15 protein-coding genes and 1 rRNA gene are annotated in these 19,986 nt (G+C 42.5%); 8 read left to right on the top strand and 8 right to left on the bottom strand.

Features of this window, described 5'->3' with window-relative positions; all coding sequences use genetic code 11:
- Nucleotides 1–332: ribosomal RNA gene (locus FTU71_RS07465) — 16S ribosomal RNA — on the bottom strand; the annotation flags it as partial.
- A 546-nt stretch (nt 333–878) separates the two neighbouring features.
- On the opposite strand from FTU71_RS07465, the gene FTU71_RS07470 reads away from it, so the two are divergent.
- The 4 genes from FTU71_RS07470 to FTU71_RS07485 all read left to right on the top strand — a co-directional run bounded on the left by FTU71_RS07470 (nt 879) and on the right by FTU71_RS07485 (nt 4,359).
- Nucleotides 879–1,802, top strand: a complete 924-nt coding sequence (locus FTU71_RS07470; protein WP_180111759.1) for a VacJ family lipoprotein — start codon at nt 879–881, stop codon at nt 1,800–1,802.
- 101 nt (nt 1,803–1,903) lie between these two features.
- Nucleotides 1,904–2,872 carry an RsbU family protein phosphatase GigA gene (gene gigA / locus FTU71_RS07475; RefSeq protein ID WP_096902424.1) on the top strand — a complete coding sequence of 323 codons (969 nt, stop codon included), beginning with the start codon at nt 1,904–1,906 and terminating at the stop codon, nt 2,870–2,872.
- Nucleotides 2,873–2,985: 113 nt separating this feature from the next.
- A complete protein-coding gene (gene gigB / locus FTU71_RS07480; RefSeq protein WP_004975187.1) occupies nt 2,986–3,513 on the top strand; it encodes an anti-anti-sigma factor GigB in 528 nt (175 codons plus the stop codon).
- A gap of 21 nt (nt 3,514–3,534) precedes the next feature.
- On the top strand, nt 3,535–4,359 hold the full coding sequence (locus FTU71_RS07485) for a carbon-nitrogen hydrolase family protein (RefSeq protein WP_004975186.1): 825 nt from the start codon (nt 3,535–3,537) through the stop codon (nt 4,357–4,359).
- A gap of 80 nt (nt 4,360–4,439) precedes the next feature.
- On the opposite strand, the gene gspE is transcribed toward FTU71_RS07485, so the two are convergent.
- Entirely contained in the window at nt 4,440–5,927 is a 1,488-nt protein-coding gene (gene gspE, locus FTU71_RS07490; protein WP_004975184.1) for a type II secretion system ATPase GspE, read from the bottom strand.
- A 102-nt stretch (nt 5,928–6,029) separates the two neighbouring features.
- On the opposite strand from gspE, the gene FTU71_RS07495 reads away from it, so the two are divergent.
- Together FTU71_RS07495 and FTU71_RS07500 are read left to right on the top strand one after the other, a co-directional pair.
- Nucleotides 6,030–6,851, top strand: a complete 822-nt coding sequence (locus FTU71_RS07495) for a hypothetical protein (RefSeq protein ID WP_004975182.1) — start codon at nt 6,030–6,032, stop codon at nt 6,849–6,851.
- Nucleotides 6,852–6,860: 9 nt separating this feature from the next.
- Nucleotides 6,861–7,784 (top strand): mechanosensitive ion channel family protein, encoded by a 924-nt coding sequence (locus FTU71_RS07500; RefSeq protein WP_096902425.1) that lies wholly within the window; start codon nt 6,861–6,863, stop codon nt 7,782–7,784.
- A gap of 48 nt (nt 7,785–7,832) precedes the next feature.
- Here the strand turns inward: FTU71_RS07500 and FTU71_RS07505 are convergent, their stop codons facing one another.
- Nucleotides 7,833–10,844 (bottom strand): DUF2339 domain-containing protein, encoded by a 3,012-nt coding sequence (locus tag FTU71_RS07505; protein WP_179993938.1) that lies wholly within the window; start codon nt 10,842–10,844, stop codon nt 7,833–7,835.
- Between the two features lie 182 nt (nt 10,845–11,026).
- Between FTU71_RS07505 and polA the strand changes: the two genes are divergently transcribed.
- Nucleotides 11,027–13,786, top strand: a complete 2,760-nt coding sequence (gene polA, locus FTU71_RS07510) for a DNA polymerase I (protein WP_180111761.1) — start codon at nt 11,027–11,029, stop codon at nt 13,784–13,786.
- Nucleotides 13,787–13,948: 162 nt separating this feature from the next.
- On the opposite strand, the gene FTU71_RS07515 is transcribed toward polA, so the two are convergent.
- From FTU71_RS07515 to ppx, 5 genes are read right to left on the bottom strand one after another with little or no spacing between them, the layout of a single operon-like run.
- Nucleotides 13,949–14,518 (bottom strand): YggT family protein, encoded by a 570-nt coding sequence (locus tag FTU71_RS07515; RefSeq protein ID WP_004975174.1) that lies wholly within the window; start codon nt 14,516–14,518, stop codon nt 13,949–13,951.
- Nucleotides 14,519–14,560: 42 nt separating this feature from the next.
- Complete coding sequence (proC, locus tag FTU71_RS07520; protein WP_096902428.1) at nt 14,561–15,388, bottom strand: pyrroline-5-carboxylate reductase; 828 nt, start codon at nt 15,386–15,388, stop codon at nt 14,561–14,563.
- 30 nt (nt 15,389–15,418) lie between these two features.
- Complete coding sequence (gene tilS / locus FTU71_RS07525) at nt 15,419–16,765, bottom strand: tRNA lysidine(34) synthetase TilS (protein WP_104852453.1); 1,347 nt, start codon at nt 16,763–16,765, stop codon at nt 15,419–15,421.
- A complete protein-coding gene (locus FTU71_RS07530) occupies nt 16,702–17,523 on the bottom strand; it encodes an acetyl-CoA carboxylase carboxyltransferase subunit alpha (protein ID WP_180111763.1) in 822 nt (273 codons plus the stop codon). Before FTU71_RS07530 ends, tilS begins: the two co-directional genes overlap by 64 nt.
- Nucleotides 17,524–17,555: 32 nt before the next feature.
- Nucleotides 17,556–19,076, bottom strand: coding sequence for an exopolyphosphatase (gene ppx / locus FTU71_RS07535; protein ID WP_179993935.1), 1,521 nt, complete (start codon nt 19,074–19,076; stop codon nt 17,556–17,558).
- A gap of 271 nt (nt 19,077–19,347) precedes the next feature.
- Between ppx and trxA the strand changes: the two genes are divergently transcribed.
- The gene (trxA, locus tag FTU71_RS07540) at nt 19,348–19,674 is read left to right on the top strand and encodes a thioredoxin (protein WP_004975164.1); all 327 of its coding nucleotides are present in this window, start codon (nt 19,348–19,350) and stop codon (nt 19,672–19,674) included.
- Nucleotides 19,675–19,986: the final 312 nt, after the last annotated feature.

A 19,986-nucleotide genomic window follows, 5' to 3' on the forward strand; every position in this document is an offset into this window, starting at 1 on the left:
CTGGGCCGTGTCTCAGTCCCAGTGTGGCGGATCATCCTCTCAGACCCGCTACAGATCGTCGCCTTGGTAGGCCTTTACCCCACCAACTAGCTAATCCGACTTAGGCTCATCTATTAGCGCAAGGTCATAAAGAGCCCCTGCTTTCTCCCGTAGGACGTATGCGGTATTAGCATCCCTTTCGGAATGTTGTCCCCCACTAATAGGCAGATTCCTAAGCATTACTCACCCGTCCGCCGCTAGCTCAGTTACCGAAGCAACCTCGCCCGCTCGACTTGCATGTGTTAAGCCTGCCGCCAGCGTTCAATCTGAGCCATGATCAAACTCTTCAGTTAAAATCATTTTGAAGTTTTAATCTAAACTTCCAAATCTGGCTCATCAATTTTCTGACTTAAATTTCGCTCAAATAAACTTCGAGTAATTTAAACCAATCAATCAATGAAATATTTTCGATCAATCAATCAGTAAAAATCCACACAAGTTGTTCTTCATAATCTCTTAATGATCTTCTCGATGCTTCGTCAGCATCAAGCTAGGTCGGCTATATTACGCTTTATTTCTAAAGTGTCAACTGGTAATTTAAATTATTTTAAACTTTCTTTCTAAAACCCAACTCAATCACTCTTAACCAAGTTATTGTTTTATCAGAAGTTTTAATCCTCATCACCGCCGATGGATGTGCATTATAGGGCAAATATTTTACCTTGCAAGACTTTTTTCAAAAGAAATATATCGGGTGTTTATTTTTTGTTCATTTTTGCTTTTTCTACACACATTTTGAGCAAATTTGCTTTAATACATCGTTTCAATTAACTGTTACTATATACCCATCGGCGATTTAACAGCTTTTGCTTACTCAGATTTAAGCGCTAGGATTCTTTATGTATCAACAAAAATATCTTTGGGTGTGCCTTGTTTCTTTAGGATTCATTACCTCAACACATGCGACAATGCCTTCTACTGAAGAAGTTGCTCAAGAAGAAACTACTGAAGTTATTGCGGCAGATTCATCTTCTGAAACTAAAAGTAGTCGTTTGAATGCGCTTAAAGAATTAAAAAATGTAAAAGCCAAAGATTTAAAAGTGAATGCAAATGCTGCACAACCCGATGAAGTCAAAGACCCACTGCAACCATTGAACCGTCAGATTTATGCATTCAACGATATGTTAGATCGTAATATCGCGCGTCCACTTGCGGTTCAATATACAAAGAAAGTCCCTGGTGAAGTGCGCGGGTCATATCGTCAATTCCGAAAAAACTTGGGCGAACCTTGGAATGCGGTTAACCAATTGATTCAAGGCCGCCCTTTACGTGCCGCAAAAACTTTAGGTCGTTTTAGTTTAAATACGATTACTACTTTAGGCATGGCTGACCCTGCACGTCGTTTAGGTTTAGACACGGAAGAAGAAAATTTTGGTACAACCTTGGGCTACTACGGTGTCCCTTCAGGGCCTTATGTCATGCTACCAATTTACGGCCCAAGTACTTTCCGTGATGGTTTCGGCACACTTGTAGATGGTCAGGCACGTCCACAAAAATACATTTTAGATGGCAATGACCGTTTATATTGGTCGGAGCAAGTTATGCGCGGCCTAGATACGCGCTCGCAACTCTTGGATGTAGAACAAGTATTACAGGGCGATAAATATGCCGCGATTCGGGATATTTACTTGCAACGTAAAAACTTTGAAATTGCGGAAAAGAAAGGACTCGATGCCGACAGTATTTCGTTTGTAGATGATGAAACCGAAGAACTTTTTGATGATCAAGAAGAAATAAACCTGCCTGAAGAAAGCAAAGAATAATTTGTAAAACATTTTACTCAAGGTGAGTTTTTACTTTCCTTGAGTATTCAGGCATTGTTATAGTAACGCTTTGTTTAGGTTCAGGGTCAACACAAAACTCTATGTATTTCATTCAACCCACACGTGATATTCCATATCTAGAACAGGTGCTCGACACACTTCCTAGTGTGCAAATGATTCACATAGATGACATCAGCTTGTATGACCCAACCATTATTGCAATTGCCGATGTGCAAGATTATTTAACACATCAATGGAATTTACCCACGATTGTATTGGCCTTTGAAGATGAAGGCACAGCATTGGTGCAAGCATGGGAACAAGGCGCTTTAGCAGGTTGGTTGTGGAGTCGTTTACCAGAAAATCCACCACAAGCCTTACGCAAAATAGACGCACAATATAAACGCAATCAAGACAGCCGCGACTTACCTTCAGCTGCTGAACTACAAAAAAAATTACTGCCCAATCCTATCGAACTGTGCAACTACCGTGTAGATACGTTATTTAAGCCTTCGGCTTATTTGTCAGGCGATTGGTTTGATTACTGGAAAATCAGTGATAAAGAAATCATGTTCTATTTAGCCGATGTCTCTGGGCATGGTGTAACTAGTAGTTTACTAACGTCTTGGATGGCTGCATTTCATGGTCGCTCCAAAACACCACGCGAACTGATTAAGAAGCTGAATGGCATGTTGGTTCAAGAAAATATTGAAAAGCATATCACCATGATTAGTGGGATTTTAAATATTGAAACCCACGAACTGCGTTGGTCGAGTGCGGGGCATTATCCACCTGCCATTATTATCGAACCCAATCAAGCACCTAAAATTTTAAATACCAGTAGTTTTCCTTTGGGACTGACTGAAGATTTAGAAGTTGAGGAATTTGAGTGCGTATTAAATAAACAGGCGCGGTTTATTATCTGCTCCGATGGTGCGTTAGAACCTTATAGTGGTGGTTTGAATGAACAGTTTGAACAATTGGTCTTTCACTTGCAAAATCAATCATTCCAAGCCCCCGATCATGTAGCAGATGATATTGCGATCTTGAGTTTGTGTCGAACAAAATAACCAATAAATCAGCCAGTTAACTTCTCAACCCAAGATATACGACTGTAAGCCACTTGAGTCTATATAGTCGCTATGGGATAATTATCTAATCCTTCTCTGCAAATGGCATTTATATGTCAACAGGTCATGTTGAATATGCAAGTTTGAATGGAACGCATATCTTTAAGCTTTTTGGCGAAGTGCGTGCCCAATCTTGTATTAGTCTAGACAAACTACTCAGTAAAATTGAACAGCAATCTAATGTGGTGGGTGCAATTGTAGATTTAACCCAAACTACATTTATTGACAGTACAGTTTTAGGTGTATTGGCCAAGCTAGGCTTAAAACTGAAACAAATCCATAACATTCAAGCAGTTATGCTATCTACTAATCCAGACATTACTACGCTCGCCAATAGCATGGGCTTAGGACAGGTGTTTGTGATTTTAAATTACTGTGGTGACCCAACTGTCTGCACGCGTGAGCTGGTAGAAGAACACGTCACGCATAGCAATATGCTCACTACGGTATTAGATGCCCATAAAACCCTCATGAAGCTGAATGAAAACAACCAAAATATGTTCGAACCTTTGGTGAAACAGCTACAAAAAGAACAAGATAATCTCGATCAATGTGCTGAGCAAAATCAGCAGAACGCTTGATCTTCACTCAGGAATGCTTTGATGACTTTACTTTCTGTTGCTCAAATGAACTCACAAAATGATATTGAGGAAAACTTCAAAATCATTGAAACATTGATTCAACAAAGTAAAGCCGATGGTGCAGAACTGATCGTTTTTCCAGAAAACTTTGTTTGCTTTGCAGCAGGCAAACAATGCGAAACCGCGGCACAGTTTGAAAGTATTCAACAGCGTTTGGAACAGCTTGCACATCAATATCAAATCTGGATTGTGGCGGGTACATTGCCCTGCCCATATCGCCCTGATGGTTCAACAATTGCAGATGGTCGTGTGCGTACGGTCAGTTTATGTATTAGCCCAGAAAAAACTGAAGCACGTTATGACAAAATTCATTTGTTTGATGTGCAAGTTGGTGACTCTGTTGGTGGTTATCAGGAATCTAAGTTTTTTGAACCCGGCTCTGAAGTCGTTGTGGCGAAAACACCGTTTGGCAACATTGGCTTAATGGTGTGTTATGACTTGCGCTTTCCTGAATTGGCCTTAACTTTACGTGCGCAAGGCGCCAATATTTTAACTGCGCCATCGGCTTTTACTTACACCACAGGTCAAATGCATTGGCAATTGCTCTTGCAGGCGCGTGGCATGGACAGTCAATGTCAGGTTTTAGGTGCAGCCCAACAAGGTTGGCATGGTGAAAAACGTCAGACTTGGGGACATTCAGGCGCTGCCAATTCACGCGGACAGTTATTGTCAATGGTGCAAGACGAAGGTACGCAACTGATTACAGTGCCCTTTGATTTAGATGAACAAAGCAAAATTCGAGAGTCGATGCCGTTAATGCAGCATCGTCGTTTATTGCAATTTTAAAATTGAATTTCAATAAAAAGGGTTGATCAACAATATAGTGATCAACTCTTTGTATTTCTTATCTTAACCTTACTTTTTAGCTATTCAGCCGCTTCATTGGTCACGCGCAGCACTTCTTCCAAAGTGGTTTTACCTGCCAATACCTTACGCAATCCATCTTCACGAATCGAACCTGATTGCTGTCGTGCATAATCTTCCAGTTCATATTCCGCGGCATTGCCATGAATCAAACGGCGCATTGCTTCATCCACAGGGACAATTTCATAAATTGCAGTCCGCCCAGTAAAACCTGTATGTGAGCAATGTTCACAGCCTTTCGGTTGCGGAAGTTTTAAATCGCTTGCATCGGTCACACTTTTAAAGAGTTCTTGTTCAAAGTCATCTGCAGCATGCCATGTGGCGCAGTGCGAACATAAGGTGCGCACTAAACGCTGTGCGATCACCCCAATTAATGAACTTGACAGCAAGAACGGCTCGATTCCCATATCTTTTAAACGGGTGACTGCACCAATGGCCGTATTGGTATGTAGGGTAGACAGTACCAAGTGACCAGTTAAGGAAGCCTGCACTGCAATTTCGGCGGTTTCTAAGTCACGAATCTCCCCCACCATCACCACATCTGGGTCTTGGCGCAGCATGGCTTTTAAAGCACGAGCGAAGGTCATATCCACTTTGGTATTGACCTGTGTTTGCCCAATCCCTTCAAGTTGATATTCAATCGGGTCTTCTGCAGTCAAAATATTTTTAGAACCGTCATTCAGGTCTGACAAAGCTGCATATAAGGTCGTAGTTTTACCCGAACCTGTCGGCCCTGTAACCAAAATAATCCCGTGTGGTCGATGTACCAGTTGCTTTAAGCGCTCATAATCATTTTGCATCAGCCCCAAGTGCGTCATGTTTAAACGACCTGCTTGCTTATCCAGCAAACGCATTACCACCCGCTCACCATGCGAAGATGGCAGCGTTGACACACGTACATCGACCTCACGACCTGCTAGTCTGAGCGAAATACGACCATCTTGAGGGATACGTTTTTCGGCAATATCCAGTTTTGCCATGACTTTAATACGTGACACCAATAAAGGCGCAAGTTCACGGCGCGGTTGCACGATTTCACGCAACTGACCATCGACCCGCAAACGGACTGACAGTTTTTTCTCAAAAGATTCGATATGAATATCCGATGCGCCAACCCGAATCGCTTCAGACAGTAAAGCATTGATTAAACGTACAATCGGTGCATCATCTTCCTGATCCATCAGGTCTTCTGCTTCAGGAACTGAATCTGCCAAACTAAGCAAGTCAGGGTGATCTTCCAATCCCGCAGCGACTTGCTGCGACTCGCCTGTATCACCTGCAAAACTGCTGCTTAATAATTGGTGAAATTCCTGATCGCTACAAAGTTGATGCTGTGCAGGATGCCCCAAAAAACGACGCGCCTCCTGAATGGCAAGCATCGGCGTATTTTCACGACGTACAATAAAGGCATGATCGCCCTCATAACGAATTAACACCCCATGGCGTTTGGCAAAGCTATACGGTATTTGTAATTGTTTCAGTACTTGCATCAGCGATTATAATAATGATGAAAAAATTTAATTTGAGTGTACTCTAAGCGTATGACAGCGTGAAGTCTGTTTTCGCTGATTTATCAAGAAAGGGATAGGCCATTGTCACAAAATCATGAGATTTCAGAAACTGATTCGGCTAAATTAAAATGGTGGGGTGACTATGAGTTTGAGCTCAATCGTCCTAAAACGTGGCAATTTGGCTCACTCTTAGTACGTTTGACCCGTGGTATGCAAGAATGGCGTTTGGAATATTATCGCCCGCAGGTTCAATACGATTATGAACAGCAATGGCATAACATTGATGATCCTGAATTTGCCTTTCCACAACCTGTGAAAATTGAACGCTATATGTTCAAATCTACACAAAGTAAATTACAGCTCATGCCTCGTTTGGCAGACCGTTCAGTGGTGATTAAACCTGTCGATCCAATTTATATTCCTGCGGGGCAACGCGGCACCTTGTATATCAGCACACCGTTGTGGATGTCTGCCTTTGTCGATGGTCAACGTGAACCCATTTTTGATTTGCCGATTATTCGCCCGAAAGATACTTGGTTTGGCCCCAATCATCGTACAGGTGAAATTTGCTATGCCACAGCAGTCGATGGCCGTACCGAATTACATCAATTAAAACCACGTGCATTTCGTGCCGTCACGCCGATTGAATTTCACAACACCAGCAATCAACAATTGCGTTTTGACCGAATGAATGTGCCTGTGCCTGCACTGCCTTTATTTTTCAGCGAAAGTACAGGTCGTTTATGGACTTCACAAATTAAAGTGATGCATGAAGGTTTAGACCGCCCGCCACGAATTCGGATTGAAAATCGCACCCCGCCACATGCAGGTGAAGTGACCTATTTGCAACCACCGCGTGAAACGGCAGGTGCTTTATTTAATATGTTTGATTCATTTTTCTAAGAGGATGTTATGGCAGATTCCAATATTTCCAAAGAAATCACCAACAGCCTCAAAGGAATTTTTACCAGTATCAATACAGATCGTCTGACCGAAATTTTGGTCGCAATTGTATTGTCTTTGATTGGTTTCTTAATTGCACGTTTTGTTTCCAATACTTTTGTACGCACTATTGGCGCACGTTTTAATGCGCATCAACGCTTAGTTTGGCGACGCGGGATTTTTTACTTTATTTTCCTGCTGTTTGTGATGGCGAGCCTGAAAGAAGCAGGCTTTAAACTCAGCGTGTTTTTAGGTGCAGCGGGTATTTTAACCGTGGCTTTGGGTTTTGCCTCACAAACCTCGGCATCCAATTTAATTAGTGGTATGTTCCTGATTGGCGAAGGTTCTTTTGAAGTGGGCGATACCATTCAAATCACCCTGATTCGCGGACACACCATTGAAGGTGAAGTGATCTCAATTGACTTACTTTCAGTTAAATTGCTGACCCAAGACAATATTTATGTGCGTTTACCCAATGAACAATTGATTCGTGCACCCGTGCATAACTTGTCCAAGTTTCCAATCCGACGTGTGCCCATTACCCTCGCGATTAATTTTCACGAAGATATTATTAAAGTGCGTGAAGTGTTGCTCAGTGTCGCCAATCAATATCCGCTCGTGCTGTCTGACCCTAAACCCGCGGTGACAGTTACAGCTTTCCGTGAATCTTCAATTGAATTGTTGTTTGCGGTGTGGTGTCAGCAAGAAAACTTTTTAAAGGTACGTGATGAAATGCAGGAACGTATCCGTAATGGTTTCCTAGACAACCAAATCGAAATTCCTGTACCCAAAATGGGTTTTGTTGATCATCCTTTATCGCGCCCTTTAAATAATGAAGAACTTGATCAATATGCCAATGCCCAAGCACTGAAACGAGAACCTGACTTAAAGTAATCGTTTCAGTCTTCGACACTTTGCCTCTAACTAAACTTGAGGATCTGCTCAAGCTTTGGAAGACGGCGAAGTGTTGTTTTTTACGAGATCTGGCTCGGGAATTGGGGCAATATATGCAATCAGTAGCATACCTAAACCTGCAGCAAAGAATGACAGCACGCGCATTAAAGTTCCAATATTAGATAAATCTAAAAGCACCAATTTTAAGATCACAATCACCAAAATACTGCTGCCTAAAATCCACAAGGCACGTAATTGTTTCAGACTGGCAATCCACATGGCGATACAAGCCAAACTCACCCAAAGCAAGGTCAAACTGAGCTGCACAGTGGCATCTTGCCAAACAGCAATTTGGTTGATTGGCGTTCCCAAATACAGATGTAAGGCACGTAATAGCACATAACTACTTAGCCACAGTAAACTCAAGACCATAATTACCGCTGCCAAGCCTTGGTCTAAATGGGTTTTGCGTTGCAGATTCAACATCCACAAAATAGCCACCAACATGGCTATACTGACCAAATCAAATGGATTCAAAATAGGCAGTACATAGCCGTAAAATGCGTGTTCAGTCAACAGTTGTGAACATAGCATCCACATCAACATGAAGATTAAATTGCTACGCGCATACCAAAATTTGCGCCAATCTGAATCCGGTTGTTGCCACCAACACCACGCCGCAAAGAGCAATGGTAAAATCACCACGCTGCTATACGGATGCTGTGGTAACAGCGTTAAACTCGCCATCGCCAAAATGGGTAACAGTCCTAAACTCAGCCATTCTTTGTCGCTGCGGACAGTCCATAAAGGACGCAACCACAACACACTGAGCACGCCTGCAAACAAGGCAAATAGCAGACGTTCAGTACCCGAAACCCAATGCACCGCTCCATCATAGCTACGGCTGAATAATAAACCTGCTGCAGTGAGCGAAACTGGCGTTAGACCTAACCATTTGGGCAATAGCCATGACCATGTCGCTTGACGAGAAAGTAGTACTTCGTTGATAAGTAAATAAATGACCACCACCGCCAAAAGCGTCTGTACGGTTGCAAGTTCTCCATCAAAGTAATCTAAACCTAACCATAGCCATAAACTGGTTGCAGACAACATCATTAAACACAGTACGCTCGTGGTTGCTGTGCTCAGTTGTTGTCTGAAAGCTGCACGGCTGTTGGAAAACACCACAACCGTGGCATAACTTAGGCTCAGTACCCAATAAATACTGCGCTCGAAATAAGGCAACTCTACTAAATAATACAGCCCAGATAAGCCCGCTACGGCAAACAAACCTAGTGCCAAATAACGGCTAATTTTAGAATATTGAATAAAGGCAAAAATAAACACAGCCACGCCTTGTAATGCCCAACCAATGACACTCCATTGTTCAGGCAGTAAAATAGGTGGAATCAACACACTAAAAATCAGCATCAAACTGAAATAACTTTGTGCAATAAATTGTGTCTGCCGATGCTGTTTGGTCAGCCAATACAAACCTGCAAAAACCACCGCAAATAACAAACTAAAGGCTGCCTGCTCTGCTGTTTCTTCAAAATACATCAGATATAAACAGGCATAACCGACAATGGGTGCGCCAAAAATCAAGGCAAGGTCTAAAATAGGTTTCAGCTGAAACGTGGCGACATCTTCCTGTGCCAAAAGCTGACTAAAGCGAAAACCCAACCAAATAAAAATAGCCGCATGCGCCAAAACTAAAAGCGTTAGCACCTGCCGTTCAAAGATATAACCATGATAAAAGGCATAGCTGCCACCCACCACAACCGTCATTAAAAACGCAATTTGATTTAAATATTTCCACGGACGTAAACTACTTAAAATGGCAACCGAAATATTAATCAGCAAATAATAGGCAATAAATTCAATGGCTGTTGCATTACGAACAGGTAAAGTAAACGGTGCGAAATACGCAATCAGCATTGCCATGAGGGCAAGTTCGACTGATTGTTGTTTTAAACTCAGCCAGAGCGTGAGCAACATCACCACAATAAAACACAGACTGGCGATAGCTAAATTTGGAATGACCAAATTGTAATAGGCAAAAAATAAGGTCAGACACAGCCCAGCCAACCCCAAACCTTGCACACCCAAAGCAAAGCTGCGATTTTTGTTGCGTAACAGATAACCGAATACTGTCACTGCTGCACTCACGCCAGCAACGAACAAAAGTTTCACTGCCAAACTAAATTGCCAATGTTCAGTAGCAAAACGTAGCAGTAACACCACGCCTATGAGTAACACTACAATTGCTGCTTTTAATACAGGATTACCATGTATCAGCCATGATTGAGCTTGTTGCAATAAACTGTTACTTGATGAGCGCGACTGAGTTGCAAAAGGTGCAACAGACCTTGAGGATTTGGCTAAATCTGGAGCTGAATATTCTTGATGTAGATACTCTTGGTCTTGATATGGATAAGAAACTTGAGCTGCTTGTTCCCGAACAGAATTCGGCTCGCTCGATAATGTGGAATCAGATTGAATAGCGATGGTTTCAGGTTGAGAAGCGGTTGATATAACACCATCATCCACATTTGCCTTAACTGATGAAAGACTTGCATCAACTTCAGATGTATTGGCTAAAATATGCTCTGCGAATTGCGTTTGAACCTTTTTCTCTTGAGCATTGGTCTTTTGAGGATAGCTCTTTTGAGCATGCGCCTGAAGCTTAGCGGCACTTTGTAATTGCTGTAATTGATACAGTCCTTGCTCCAAACGCTGCAACCATCGCAACAACATAAAAATCCATGCACTTAAAGCAATAGATGTCAGTAAATACCAATCCAGCAATATTCCTAAAAAAGCAATAAAAGCGGCGATATATAAAGGAGTTTTAGAGCTTTGGCGTTGTACTTGTGACTGTGCATCCACAACCTGTTCCAGTGAGTTCTGCACTCGTCCCACAAAAAACATCACGCTGACCACCGCAGCAACTGCACAGATATAACTCAGCATCGGCACACCGAGCCACCATGCGCCAATTGAAATTATGATTAATAGCATGAACCAAATGATTCGAATTTCATTCTGCCCTGTCTGCATTGCTCTTCATTTTATTGATATTGTCATGGCTCCGATCATACAACAGACAGCACGATTCTGAATCAGGATTCATCAGCAATTCGGTAACTGTGCGTCTGCAACACTTGCCTTAAAAATCAGTTTCTGCGACAACTGCAAAAATCACGTACAATAAACTGCTTATTTGCAGAAGGAATCAATCCATGCCACCATTTGTCTTGGTCGATGGCTCATATTTTCTATTTCGTGCCTTTCACGCACTACCACCATTAACCACGTCAACTGGTTTACATACCAATGCTATTCGTGGCGCGATCTCTGCGATTCAAAAGTTGATGCGTCGTACTCAGCCTACTCACATGGCGGTAATTTTTGATACGCCTGAGCCGACTTTCCGTCACGAACTATCGCCAATTTATAAAGGTGACCGCCCAAGTATGCCTGAGGAACTTTCTCAGCAAATTCCATACTTACATGCTTTAATTCGTGCTTTGGGTATTCCACTTTACATGCTACCAGGCGCAGAAGCCGATGATATTATTGGAACTTTAGCCAAACGTGCCGAAGCCGAAGGACAGCAAGTACTGATTTCTACGGGCGATAAAGACATGGCGCAGTTGGTGACTGAAAAAGTTACCCTTGAAGACAGCTTCAAAGAAAAGCCAATGGATATTCAGGCTGTATTTGACAAGTTTGGCGTATGGCCGCATCAAATTATTGATTATCTGACCCTCATGGGTGATGCTTCCGATGGTATTATGGGCGTGCCCGGCATTGGCGCCAAAACTGCTGCAAAACTACTGACCGAATATGGCTCGATTGGTGCGATTTTAGAAAATGTCGATCATATTAAAGGCAAAGTCGGACAAAATATTAAAGACAATGCCGATGGCATCGCGCTAGATCATCAACTCGCCAGCATTGTTTGTGACCTTGATCTGAACTTTGGTTATGCCGATCTAAAACTACAAGACCCTAATGTTGAAGCCTTACGCAATTTATATACCGAGCTAGAATTCCGTAATCAATTACAATCGCTCGATCATCCAAATAATCCAAATAACAGCAATTATAAACAAGCTGCAAAAACAGTCGCCGCACCGACAGCCAATGAAATTGAAACTGAAGATCAAGCCACGCAAAGCAGTGTTGATGATCAACTCGGTGCAGCAACATACCACACCATTTTAGATCAGGCGCATTGGGATGCTTTGCTGCAACGCTTGCAAACTGCACAGCGTTTTGCCTTTGATACAGAAACCACCAGTCTGGATTATCGCGTTGCAGAAATTGTTGGTTTTTCTATCGCGTTCGATGCCAAAGATGCCTATTACGTACCTTTGGCGCATGATTATGAGGGCGCACCACAGCAGCTCAACCGTGATCAGGTTTTGGCACAAATCAAACCTATTTTAGAAAATAATGCGGTGGATAAAATTGGGCATCATTTAAAATATGATGCGCATGTGCTTGAAAATCACGGTATTCATTTACAAGGTTGGTATTTCGATACCATGTTGGCATCTTATGTGCTTAACTCTGTCGCAACCCGTCACGGCATGGATGATGTGGCACGCTTATATTTAAGCCACCTGACCACATCTTATGAGCAAATTGCAGGCAAAGGCGTCAAGCAAAAAACTTTCAATCAAATTGAAATTGAAACGGCTGCGCACTACGCTGCAGAAGATGCGCATGTTACGTATCGTTTATATGAAGTGCTGTCTGCGAAGCTACAAAAGCATCCTGAATTGGTCAATATTTTGCACAACATCGAAATGCCTGTGGCGCGTGTGCTGACCAGTATGGAAGAAAATGGCATTCAGCTTGATCTGAAATTTTTAGATCAATTGGGTGTCGATTTTTCCCAAACCATGCAAGATTTGGAAAACCAAATTGTAGAATTGGCAGGTGAAAACTTTAATGTCAGCTCACCGAAACAAGTGGGCGAAATCCTGTTTGATAAACTCGGACTCAAAGGCGGCAAGAAAACCGCAACAGGTCAATACAGTACCAGTGAAAGTGTTTTGGAAAAAATTGAGCATCCGATCAGTAGTTTAATTTTAGACTACCGTGGTTTATCTAAACTCAAAAGCACCTATACCGATGGCTTACTGAAACAAGCCAACAACGATACGCATCGAGTGCATACCAGTTATCACCAAGCTTTGACTGCAACAGGGCGTTTATCTTCTACTGATCCAAACTTACAAAACATTCCAATTCGTACCGAAATTGGTCGTCAAATTCGTAAAGCCTTTGTCGCACCTGAAGGTCGCGTGTTGTTGGCAGCCGACTACTCGCAAATCGAATTGCGTTTAATGGCACATTTTTCACAAGATGATGCCCTACTCGATGCCTTTAACCATGGACAAGACGTGCACCGCCGTACTGCGGCAGAAGTCTTGGGTATTGCCTTAGAAGACGTAACCTCAGATCAGCGTCGTCAGGCCAAAGCTGTAAACTTCGGTCTGCTCTACGGCATGTCGGAATTTGGCTTAATTCGTCAGCTTGGGTTTACCCGTGAAGAATCACAAAACTACATCAAGCAATACTTCCAGCGTTATCCGGGCATTTATGAATATATGCAACGTACCCGCCAAGTCGCGCTAGAACAAGGTTTTGTAGAAACTATTTTAGGTCGTCGCCTCTATACGCCAGATATTGCTGCACGTAATATGATGGTACGTAAAGCGGCAGAACGTGCGGCAATTAACGCGCCATTACAAGGCTCTGCAGCTGATATTATTAAAATGGCGATGATTGAAGTCGACAAAATGTTACCGCAAGCGCAAGCCAAAATGTTGCTGCAAGTACACGATGAATTGGTATTTGAAGTCGATGCAGATGCGGCAGATGAACTCGCGCAGAAGTTGGCAGAAGTCATGCAATCTGTGGTGGAAATTTCTGTACCATTGGTGGTGGAAGTCGGAAAAGGCAATAACTGGGATGAAGCGCACTAAAGTCGTTGCGCTCTCTTTTTTCAGCACCTTCCTTCGCCTAGAAGGAGGTCAAGATGCAGGTTATTTGTATTTCTGAAGACTCATTAAGGTCGTCAGCCCAAACTTAAACTACAAAAAAAGGACTCGATTTGAGTCCTTTTTAATGTTTTAGGATAATGCGACTTATAAGCCAGTCAGCAATACAATCGCTACCTGATTCATAATAATTTCAGCGATATATAAAGCCAAAAATGCAATAATTGGCGACAAATCAATCATGCCCATGTTCGGCAATAAACGACGAAATGGTGCTAATAACGGCTCTGCCAACTCTTGAATCACCTCAATATAAGGGCCACGAGATTGAGTAAACATCACCACCCAACTCAAAATAATGGTGGCAAAAATCAAATAACGACAGAAACGGATTAAATCCTGAATCATGGTCACAAAAGTCAGAATCAGTAAGTGAATTGGACTATTCGGCATCGCACCATTGAGATACATAACACCAAAAATTTTGAGTAGATACAACACCACCAACAAAGCCAAGGCTGCAGAGTTAACTCGACCTTTGCCAACCGTTGGAAAAATACGTCCAAATACATCTACAATTTTGGTGGCTTTAATGGTTGAAAGCACCACAGGGTTATAAGGACTCACCGCTGCCAATTGCATTAAGAAACGGAAGAATACGAGCAAAATCGCTACGTTAATGATAATGCCAAAAATTAGCGCAGAATTTGCACCCATACTTAAACTTTCCTAAAATTTAAATTCATTGTTTTTCAATAATTAAATACTATCACTCAACTCTTGCGCTAATTCTTGACTACGCGTTTTAGCAGCAGCCAATGCCGCCTGAATATTTTGTGAAATTTGCGCATGATCAAACACTTCAATTGCCGCTTGGGTCGTGCCATTTGGTGAAGTTACATTTTTGCGTAATTCTGCAGGTGTATTCGAGCTGGTAATTGCCATTTGTGCTGCACCCAAAGCAGTTTGTAACGTCAGTGCTGTCGCCACTTTTTCATCTAAACCTAAGTTCTTGCCTGCACGAATCATACTTTCCATCAAATAGAAGAAATATGCTGGCCCTGAACCAGATACTGCAGTCACAGCATCAATTTGCGCCTCAGAGTTTACCCAAATAGTTAAACCTGTCGCTGCCAAAACCTGACTTGCCAATTCACGGTCAGTGCTATTGACCTGTTCGGTTGCATACAAACCATGTGCACCTGTTTGCACCAAAGCAGGCGTATTTGGCATTACCCGCACTACACGTTCTGTACGTAATAACTCAGAAATCGTGGCAATTTCTGCGCCCGCAACAATCGAAATCACCAGTTTATCTTCAAACTGACCGTGCAATGGACGCAATACTTGTGCCAAAACCTGTGGTTTGACTGCAAATACCACAATATCTGCATCTGCAATCGCGGCCAAATTATCCTCAGTGACATGCACATCTTTTTCTTTTAATAATTCACGCACTTGTTCTACAGGGTCTGAAACTGTAATACGGGTTGGCGGCAAACCTCTGGCAATCAAACCACCAATCAAGGCTTGCGCCATGTTGCCACCGCCAATGAAACTAATATTACAATTCAATACTGCACTCATGATTCACGCTCTTCGTTGAGTTCTTTGTCGTTAAGAGACTAAATTCGGTTGCCATCCATCTGCGACACAATAGTCCGACTGTGCAAGCCAAAAGCCTTTGGGGCTAAAAACGCCTAGCATAACATTATCTAGGCTTAATATTTGAATTGTATGACGCGTCCACGGAAAAATTTGTGCTTCCTGAATGGCTTTTTTCAGTGGCCATGTGCCCACCCGACCATACAAATGAATTTTTTCACCACCCAAACGTGGCCGTAAAGTTAACGGACGATTCAGCAAAGTTGCAGATAAACCGACTTTGGCTTGTTGCAGTTGATAACAGCCAGACCACACTTGAAAAGTCTGATCTGCCTGCAAACATAACACTTGTTCTTCTGCCTCAAAATGTTCTGCAGCTAAATACTCCGCTTTCGGCAAACGAAATAATTGTTGCTGATAACGCAGATAATAATAATCCTGACAATGTAACGCCGCTTGCGCATCAGCTTTGGCCTGAATCACTTCTCGCTGCAAACGCTCGACCATATCAAAACTTGGACGATATTGCGCTTGTCCTTTCATCCATGCCGATAATAGCTGACGTTGCCGTGACAAAGACAATTGTTGTAACTGAATTAAATTCAACTGCGAGTCTGTGCCACATGCAGCTAAATCCTGCGCCAAAACTTCTGCCAAAATGTTTTCAGTATCTTGCATCAAGTTTGCAGTACGCGTCACAGCTTGCTGCATTTTAGGAAAACGCTGTTGCACGACAGGCCACAATATTTCTCTTGCCCAAGCTCGGTCATAATGCACATCCTGATTGCTTGGGTCTTGCACATAATCGAGCTTTAATTCAGCACTCCATTGGCAAATCTGCTCACGCGAAATATCCAATAACGGACGCCAAATACTGATGTCATCACGCACATCGACAGCTTGCATGGCAGCAAGTCCTTGCACACCTGCGCCTGAAAACAAACGCAGCAATACGGTTTCTGCCTGATCTTGCTGATGATGCGCCAATACTAGAACTTCGTTGCTATCTAAGTGCTGCATATAGGCCTGATAACGCGCCTGACGTGCCTGATTTTCTAAATTACCCTCAGACACACTGACTTTTTGCAGCACACACGGCACATTTAAATTTTGGCAGGTGGCTTGCACCAATGTGCCCCACGCTGCGCTTGGACTTTGCAATTGGTGATCAATATAAATCGCGCGTACTTTTTCAGGGCACAAAAACGACAAAAGATGCAGTAGCAGCATGGAATCCATGCCGCCACTACATCCGATTAAAAATTTTGTCTGTGCAGAAAAAGCCTGTAATTGGCTTAAGACGCTAGACCTAAATTGTCGCTGCCAAACTTCATTAAACGCTGGTAACGTTCTTCGCATCGTTGTGTTGCATCCATCGCTTGCAATTCATCCAAAGCTTCTTTTAACACATTTTTCAGACTGTGCATGACTTGTTCAGGGTTTAAATGCGCACCCTCACCTTCATCAACCACGTATTCTACAATACCAATCTTTTGCAGTTTTTCTGCAGTCAATGCCAATGCTTCACTGGCTTTTTCGGCTTTTTCTGCAGTTTTCCACAGAATAGACGCACAGCCTTCTGGCGAAATAACAGAGTAAATACTGTGTGACAACATCACCACACGGTCAGCCACACCAATACCCAACGCACCGCCTGAACCACCTTCGCCCAATACTGTAGCAATTACAGGTACTTTTAAGTTCGACAGTTGTGCCAAGCTGGTCGCAATCGCTTCTGCCTGACCACGTTCCTCTGCACCTACACCTGGGTATGCACCCATGGTATCAACAAAAGTGAAAACTGGCAGATTAAAACGCTCTGCCATATCCATAAGACGCTGTGCCTTACGGTAGCCTTCTGGATTACACATCCCGAAGTTGTGTTGTAATTTTTCGCGGGTACTGCGACCACGATGTTGACCTATCACCATGACAGGCTGACCATCAAAGCGTGCCAATCCACCGATCATTGCACCATCATCACCAAATAAACGATCGCCATGTAAGGCATCAAATTCAGTGAAAATTTCACCCACATAGTCTAGAAATTGCGGACGTTCAGGATGACGTGCAATTTGCACGGTTTTCCATGCTTTAGATTGAGCAGCTTTTTTCATAAGTCGACTGTTATCCCTAAATTAACCAAATCTTAATCGACAAATTGTTCCGACTGAATATTCAATTCAATGTCCCAATTCTTGAATTGCACTTGTTCATCGTGCAATTCAGCGACAAGCAATGGCCATTGTTTGGCATCACCCGACACGCTGAGCTGCCATTGTTGCGCATTGCGGATGCTTAATTCAATGGCAGGAAGCATCGCATCGCTACGACTTGCGTTGACCAAAACTGCAAGGCGCAGCAGCAAACTTAAATAGACAATTTTATTGCCGCCGGCTTTCAGCGCTTCTGTTTTCGCGTCTTGACGCAATTTTCTGCGATGGTTGGAAACCAAATGTGAGAGGTAGTTTTGGTCAATTTGCGAGAAACCCGGAATGTCCGAATGTTGCAATAAATATGCACCATGACGATGGTAACTGCTATGACTGATGGCTAAACCAATTTCATGCAAGTATGCCGCACGACGCAATAAATCACTATCTTCATTATTTAATTTTAAAGCTTCAGCAACACTATCAAACAAATGCTGTGCAGTTTTTACTACCCGACCCGCTTGTTTAGGGTCTGAATTATAACGCCCCATCAAGGCCTGTACACTGCGATCACGAATGTCTTCATGCTGGAAACGTCCCAACAAGTCATACATTACGCCTTCACGCAAAGCCCCATCGGAATACACCAGTTTATCGATATCTAATACATCAAATACCGCATATAAAATTGCCAAACCTGCTGGCAAAACTGCTCGACGGTCTTCTTTTAGACCATCAAATTCCATTTCTGATACGTGTTTAAACTTGAGCAAACGGTCTTTGAGTTTTTCTAAACCTTCACGAGTCAGATTTTCCTGCTCATTGCTCCAGCCCATATTTACCGTAATTTGACGACAGGCTTTAATGGTACCGCTCGAACCTGCAACGGTATCCCAACCTGCTTCTTTATAAGTATTGGCAATCGAATACAGTTCTTTACGCGCTGCAACCACTGCTTTTTCAAAACTGCTCTTGCTAATTTCACCATCGGCAAAATAGGCTTTGGTATAGGCCACACAGCCCATTTGTAAAGATTCGGTATGAATTGGCTCAAATTCTTCGCCAATAATCAACTCTGTCGAACCACCGCCAATGTCAATTACCAAACGACGACCACTATTTGCCATCGTGTGCGATACGCCTAAATAAATTAAACGGGCTTCTTCACGCCCTGCAATAATTTCAATAGGTTTAGGCAAAATTTCTGCGGCTTTTTGAATAAATTCATGTCCATTTTTGGCCTGACGCAATGCGTTGGTTGCCACAATACGCAAACGATTTGACTGCACCGCAGTTAAACGTCCTACAAAACGCGCCAAACATGCCAAACCACGTTGTTGAGCAGCTTCGGTCAAATTCTTATTTTCATCTAAACCTGCGGCCAACTGTACTTTTTCTGACATTGATGCCACTTTTTTTACTTCACCATGATCCACCCGTGCAATTGCCAAGTGAAAACTATTCGACCCCATATCGATGGCTGCGAGTAACTCTTCATCAATTAAAAAATCAGACATTCTTCAAACAAACCTAGATAGAATTGTGCCTAGAGTAATTCACATACACCTAATTTAAAAGCCATTTATCAGCACAATTTGACGACTATTTAAATTTTCTGCATATATGACAATTGTGTTACAGAATTAGCATTTTCGTTTAGCGTTATCGTCACGATCAATTAGACAAATTTGTATTTTGAATGGAAAATCCACAGATTCCCCTACTTTGTTCAAGATGGCTATGTAATACTAACTAAAGCTATCTTAAAAATTATTTGGAGCGTAATCCATGTCTGGCAACATCGTAAACACCACTGATGCAAACTTCGAAGCAGATGTTCTTCAATCAGATACTCCTGTATTGGTTGACTTCTGGGCTGGCTGGTGTGCGCCATGTAAAGCAATTGCACCTGTACTTGAAGTACTTGCAGACGAATACCAAGGCAAAGTTAAAATTGTAAAAGTTGATGTAACTTCTTGCGAACAAACTGCAGTGAACTACAACATCCGCAATATTCCAGCATTATTGATGTTCAAAAATGGTGAAGTGGTTGCACAGCAAGTCGGTGCAGCACCTAAATCTAAATTGACTGCATTTATTGACGAAAATATCTAAGTCGATGGATCCATCGTCTATTTATAGAGATGATGAAAAAAATACGCCACGCATTGGCGTATTTTTTTTGCCTACAAATTGACAAGTAGACGTTTCTCTCTTATATTGCATGCTCAGGAAACGCAGGATCTTTCATCCTCTTTCTGAAAAGACACAACACAAAAATGCCGCTCGGCAACAGAAATTGTTTTTCACATTTTTCAATCAAACAATGAATCAGTGCTCTGAATCGTTATTGTGCAAATACAATTGCTTTCATTTTATTGTATGAATGCGGCTAAATGTTGCTCCCTCTCTAACCTGTACCCCAGA

This window comes from Acinetobacter sp. YH12136, from assembly GCF_013418545.1.
Lineage (GTDB): Bacteria > Pseudomonadota > Gammaproteobacteria > Pseudomonadales > Moraxellaceae > Acinetobacter > Acinetobacter towneri.

Coding starts and splice junctions, on each gene's coding strand:
- FTU71_RS07470 (WP_180111759.1), top strand. CDS start 879: ATGTATCAACAAAAATATCTTTGGGTGTGCCTTGTTTCTTTAGGATTC.
- gigA (WP_096902424.1), top strand. CDS start 1,904: ATGTATTTCATTCAACCCACACGTGATATTCCATATCTAGAACAGGTG.
- gigB (WP_004975187.1), top strand. CDS start 2,986: ATGTCAACAGGTCATGTTGAATATGCAAGTTTGAATGGAACGCATATC.
- FTU71_RS07485 (WP_004975186.1), top strand. CDS start 3,535: ATGACTTTACTTTCTGTTGCTCAAATGAACTCACAAAATGATATTGAG.
- gspE (WP_004975184.1), bottom strand. CDS start 5,927: ATGCAAGTACTGAAACAATTACAAATACCGTATAGCTTTGCCAAACGC.
- FTU71_RS07500 (WP_096902425.1), top strand. CDS start 6,861: ATGGCAGATTCCAATATTTCCAAAGAAATCACCAACAGCCTCAAAGGA.
- FTU71_RS07505 (WP_179993938.1), bottom strand. CDS start 10,844: ATGCAGACAGGGCAGAATGAAATTCGAATCATTTGGTTCATGCTATTA.
- polA (WP_180111761.1), top strand. CDS start 11,027: ATGCCACCATTTGTCTTGGTCGATGGCTCATATTTTCTATTTCGTGCC.
- FTU71_RS07515 (WP_004975174.1), bottom strand. CDS start 14,518: ATGGGTGCAAATTCTGCGCTAATTTTTGGCATTATCATTAACGTAGCG.
- proC (WP_096902428.1), bottom strand. CDS start 15,388: ATGAGTGCAGTATTGAATTGTAATATTAGTTTCATTGGCGGTGGCAAC.
- tilS (WP_104852453.1), bottom strand. CDS start 16,765: ATGCGAAGAACGTTACCAGCGTTTAATGAAGTTTGGCAGCGACAATTT.
- FTU71_RS07530 (WP_180111763.1), bottom strand. CDS start 17,523: ATGAAAAAAGCTGCTCAATCTAAAGCATGGAAAACCGTGCAAATTGCA.
- ppx (WP_179993935.1), bottom strand. CDS start 19,076: ATGTCTGATTTTTTAATTGATGAAGAGTTACTCGCAGCCATCGATATG.
- trxA (WP_004975164.1), top strand. CDS start 19,348: ATGTCTGGCAACATCGTAAACACCACTGATGCAAACTTCGAAGCAGAT.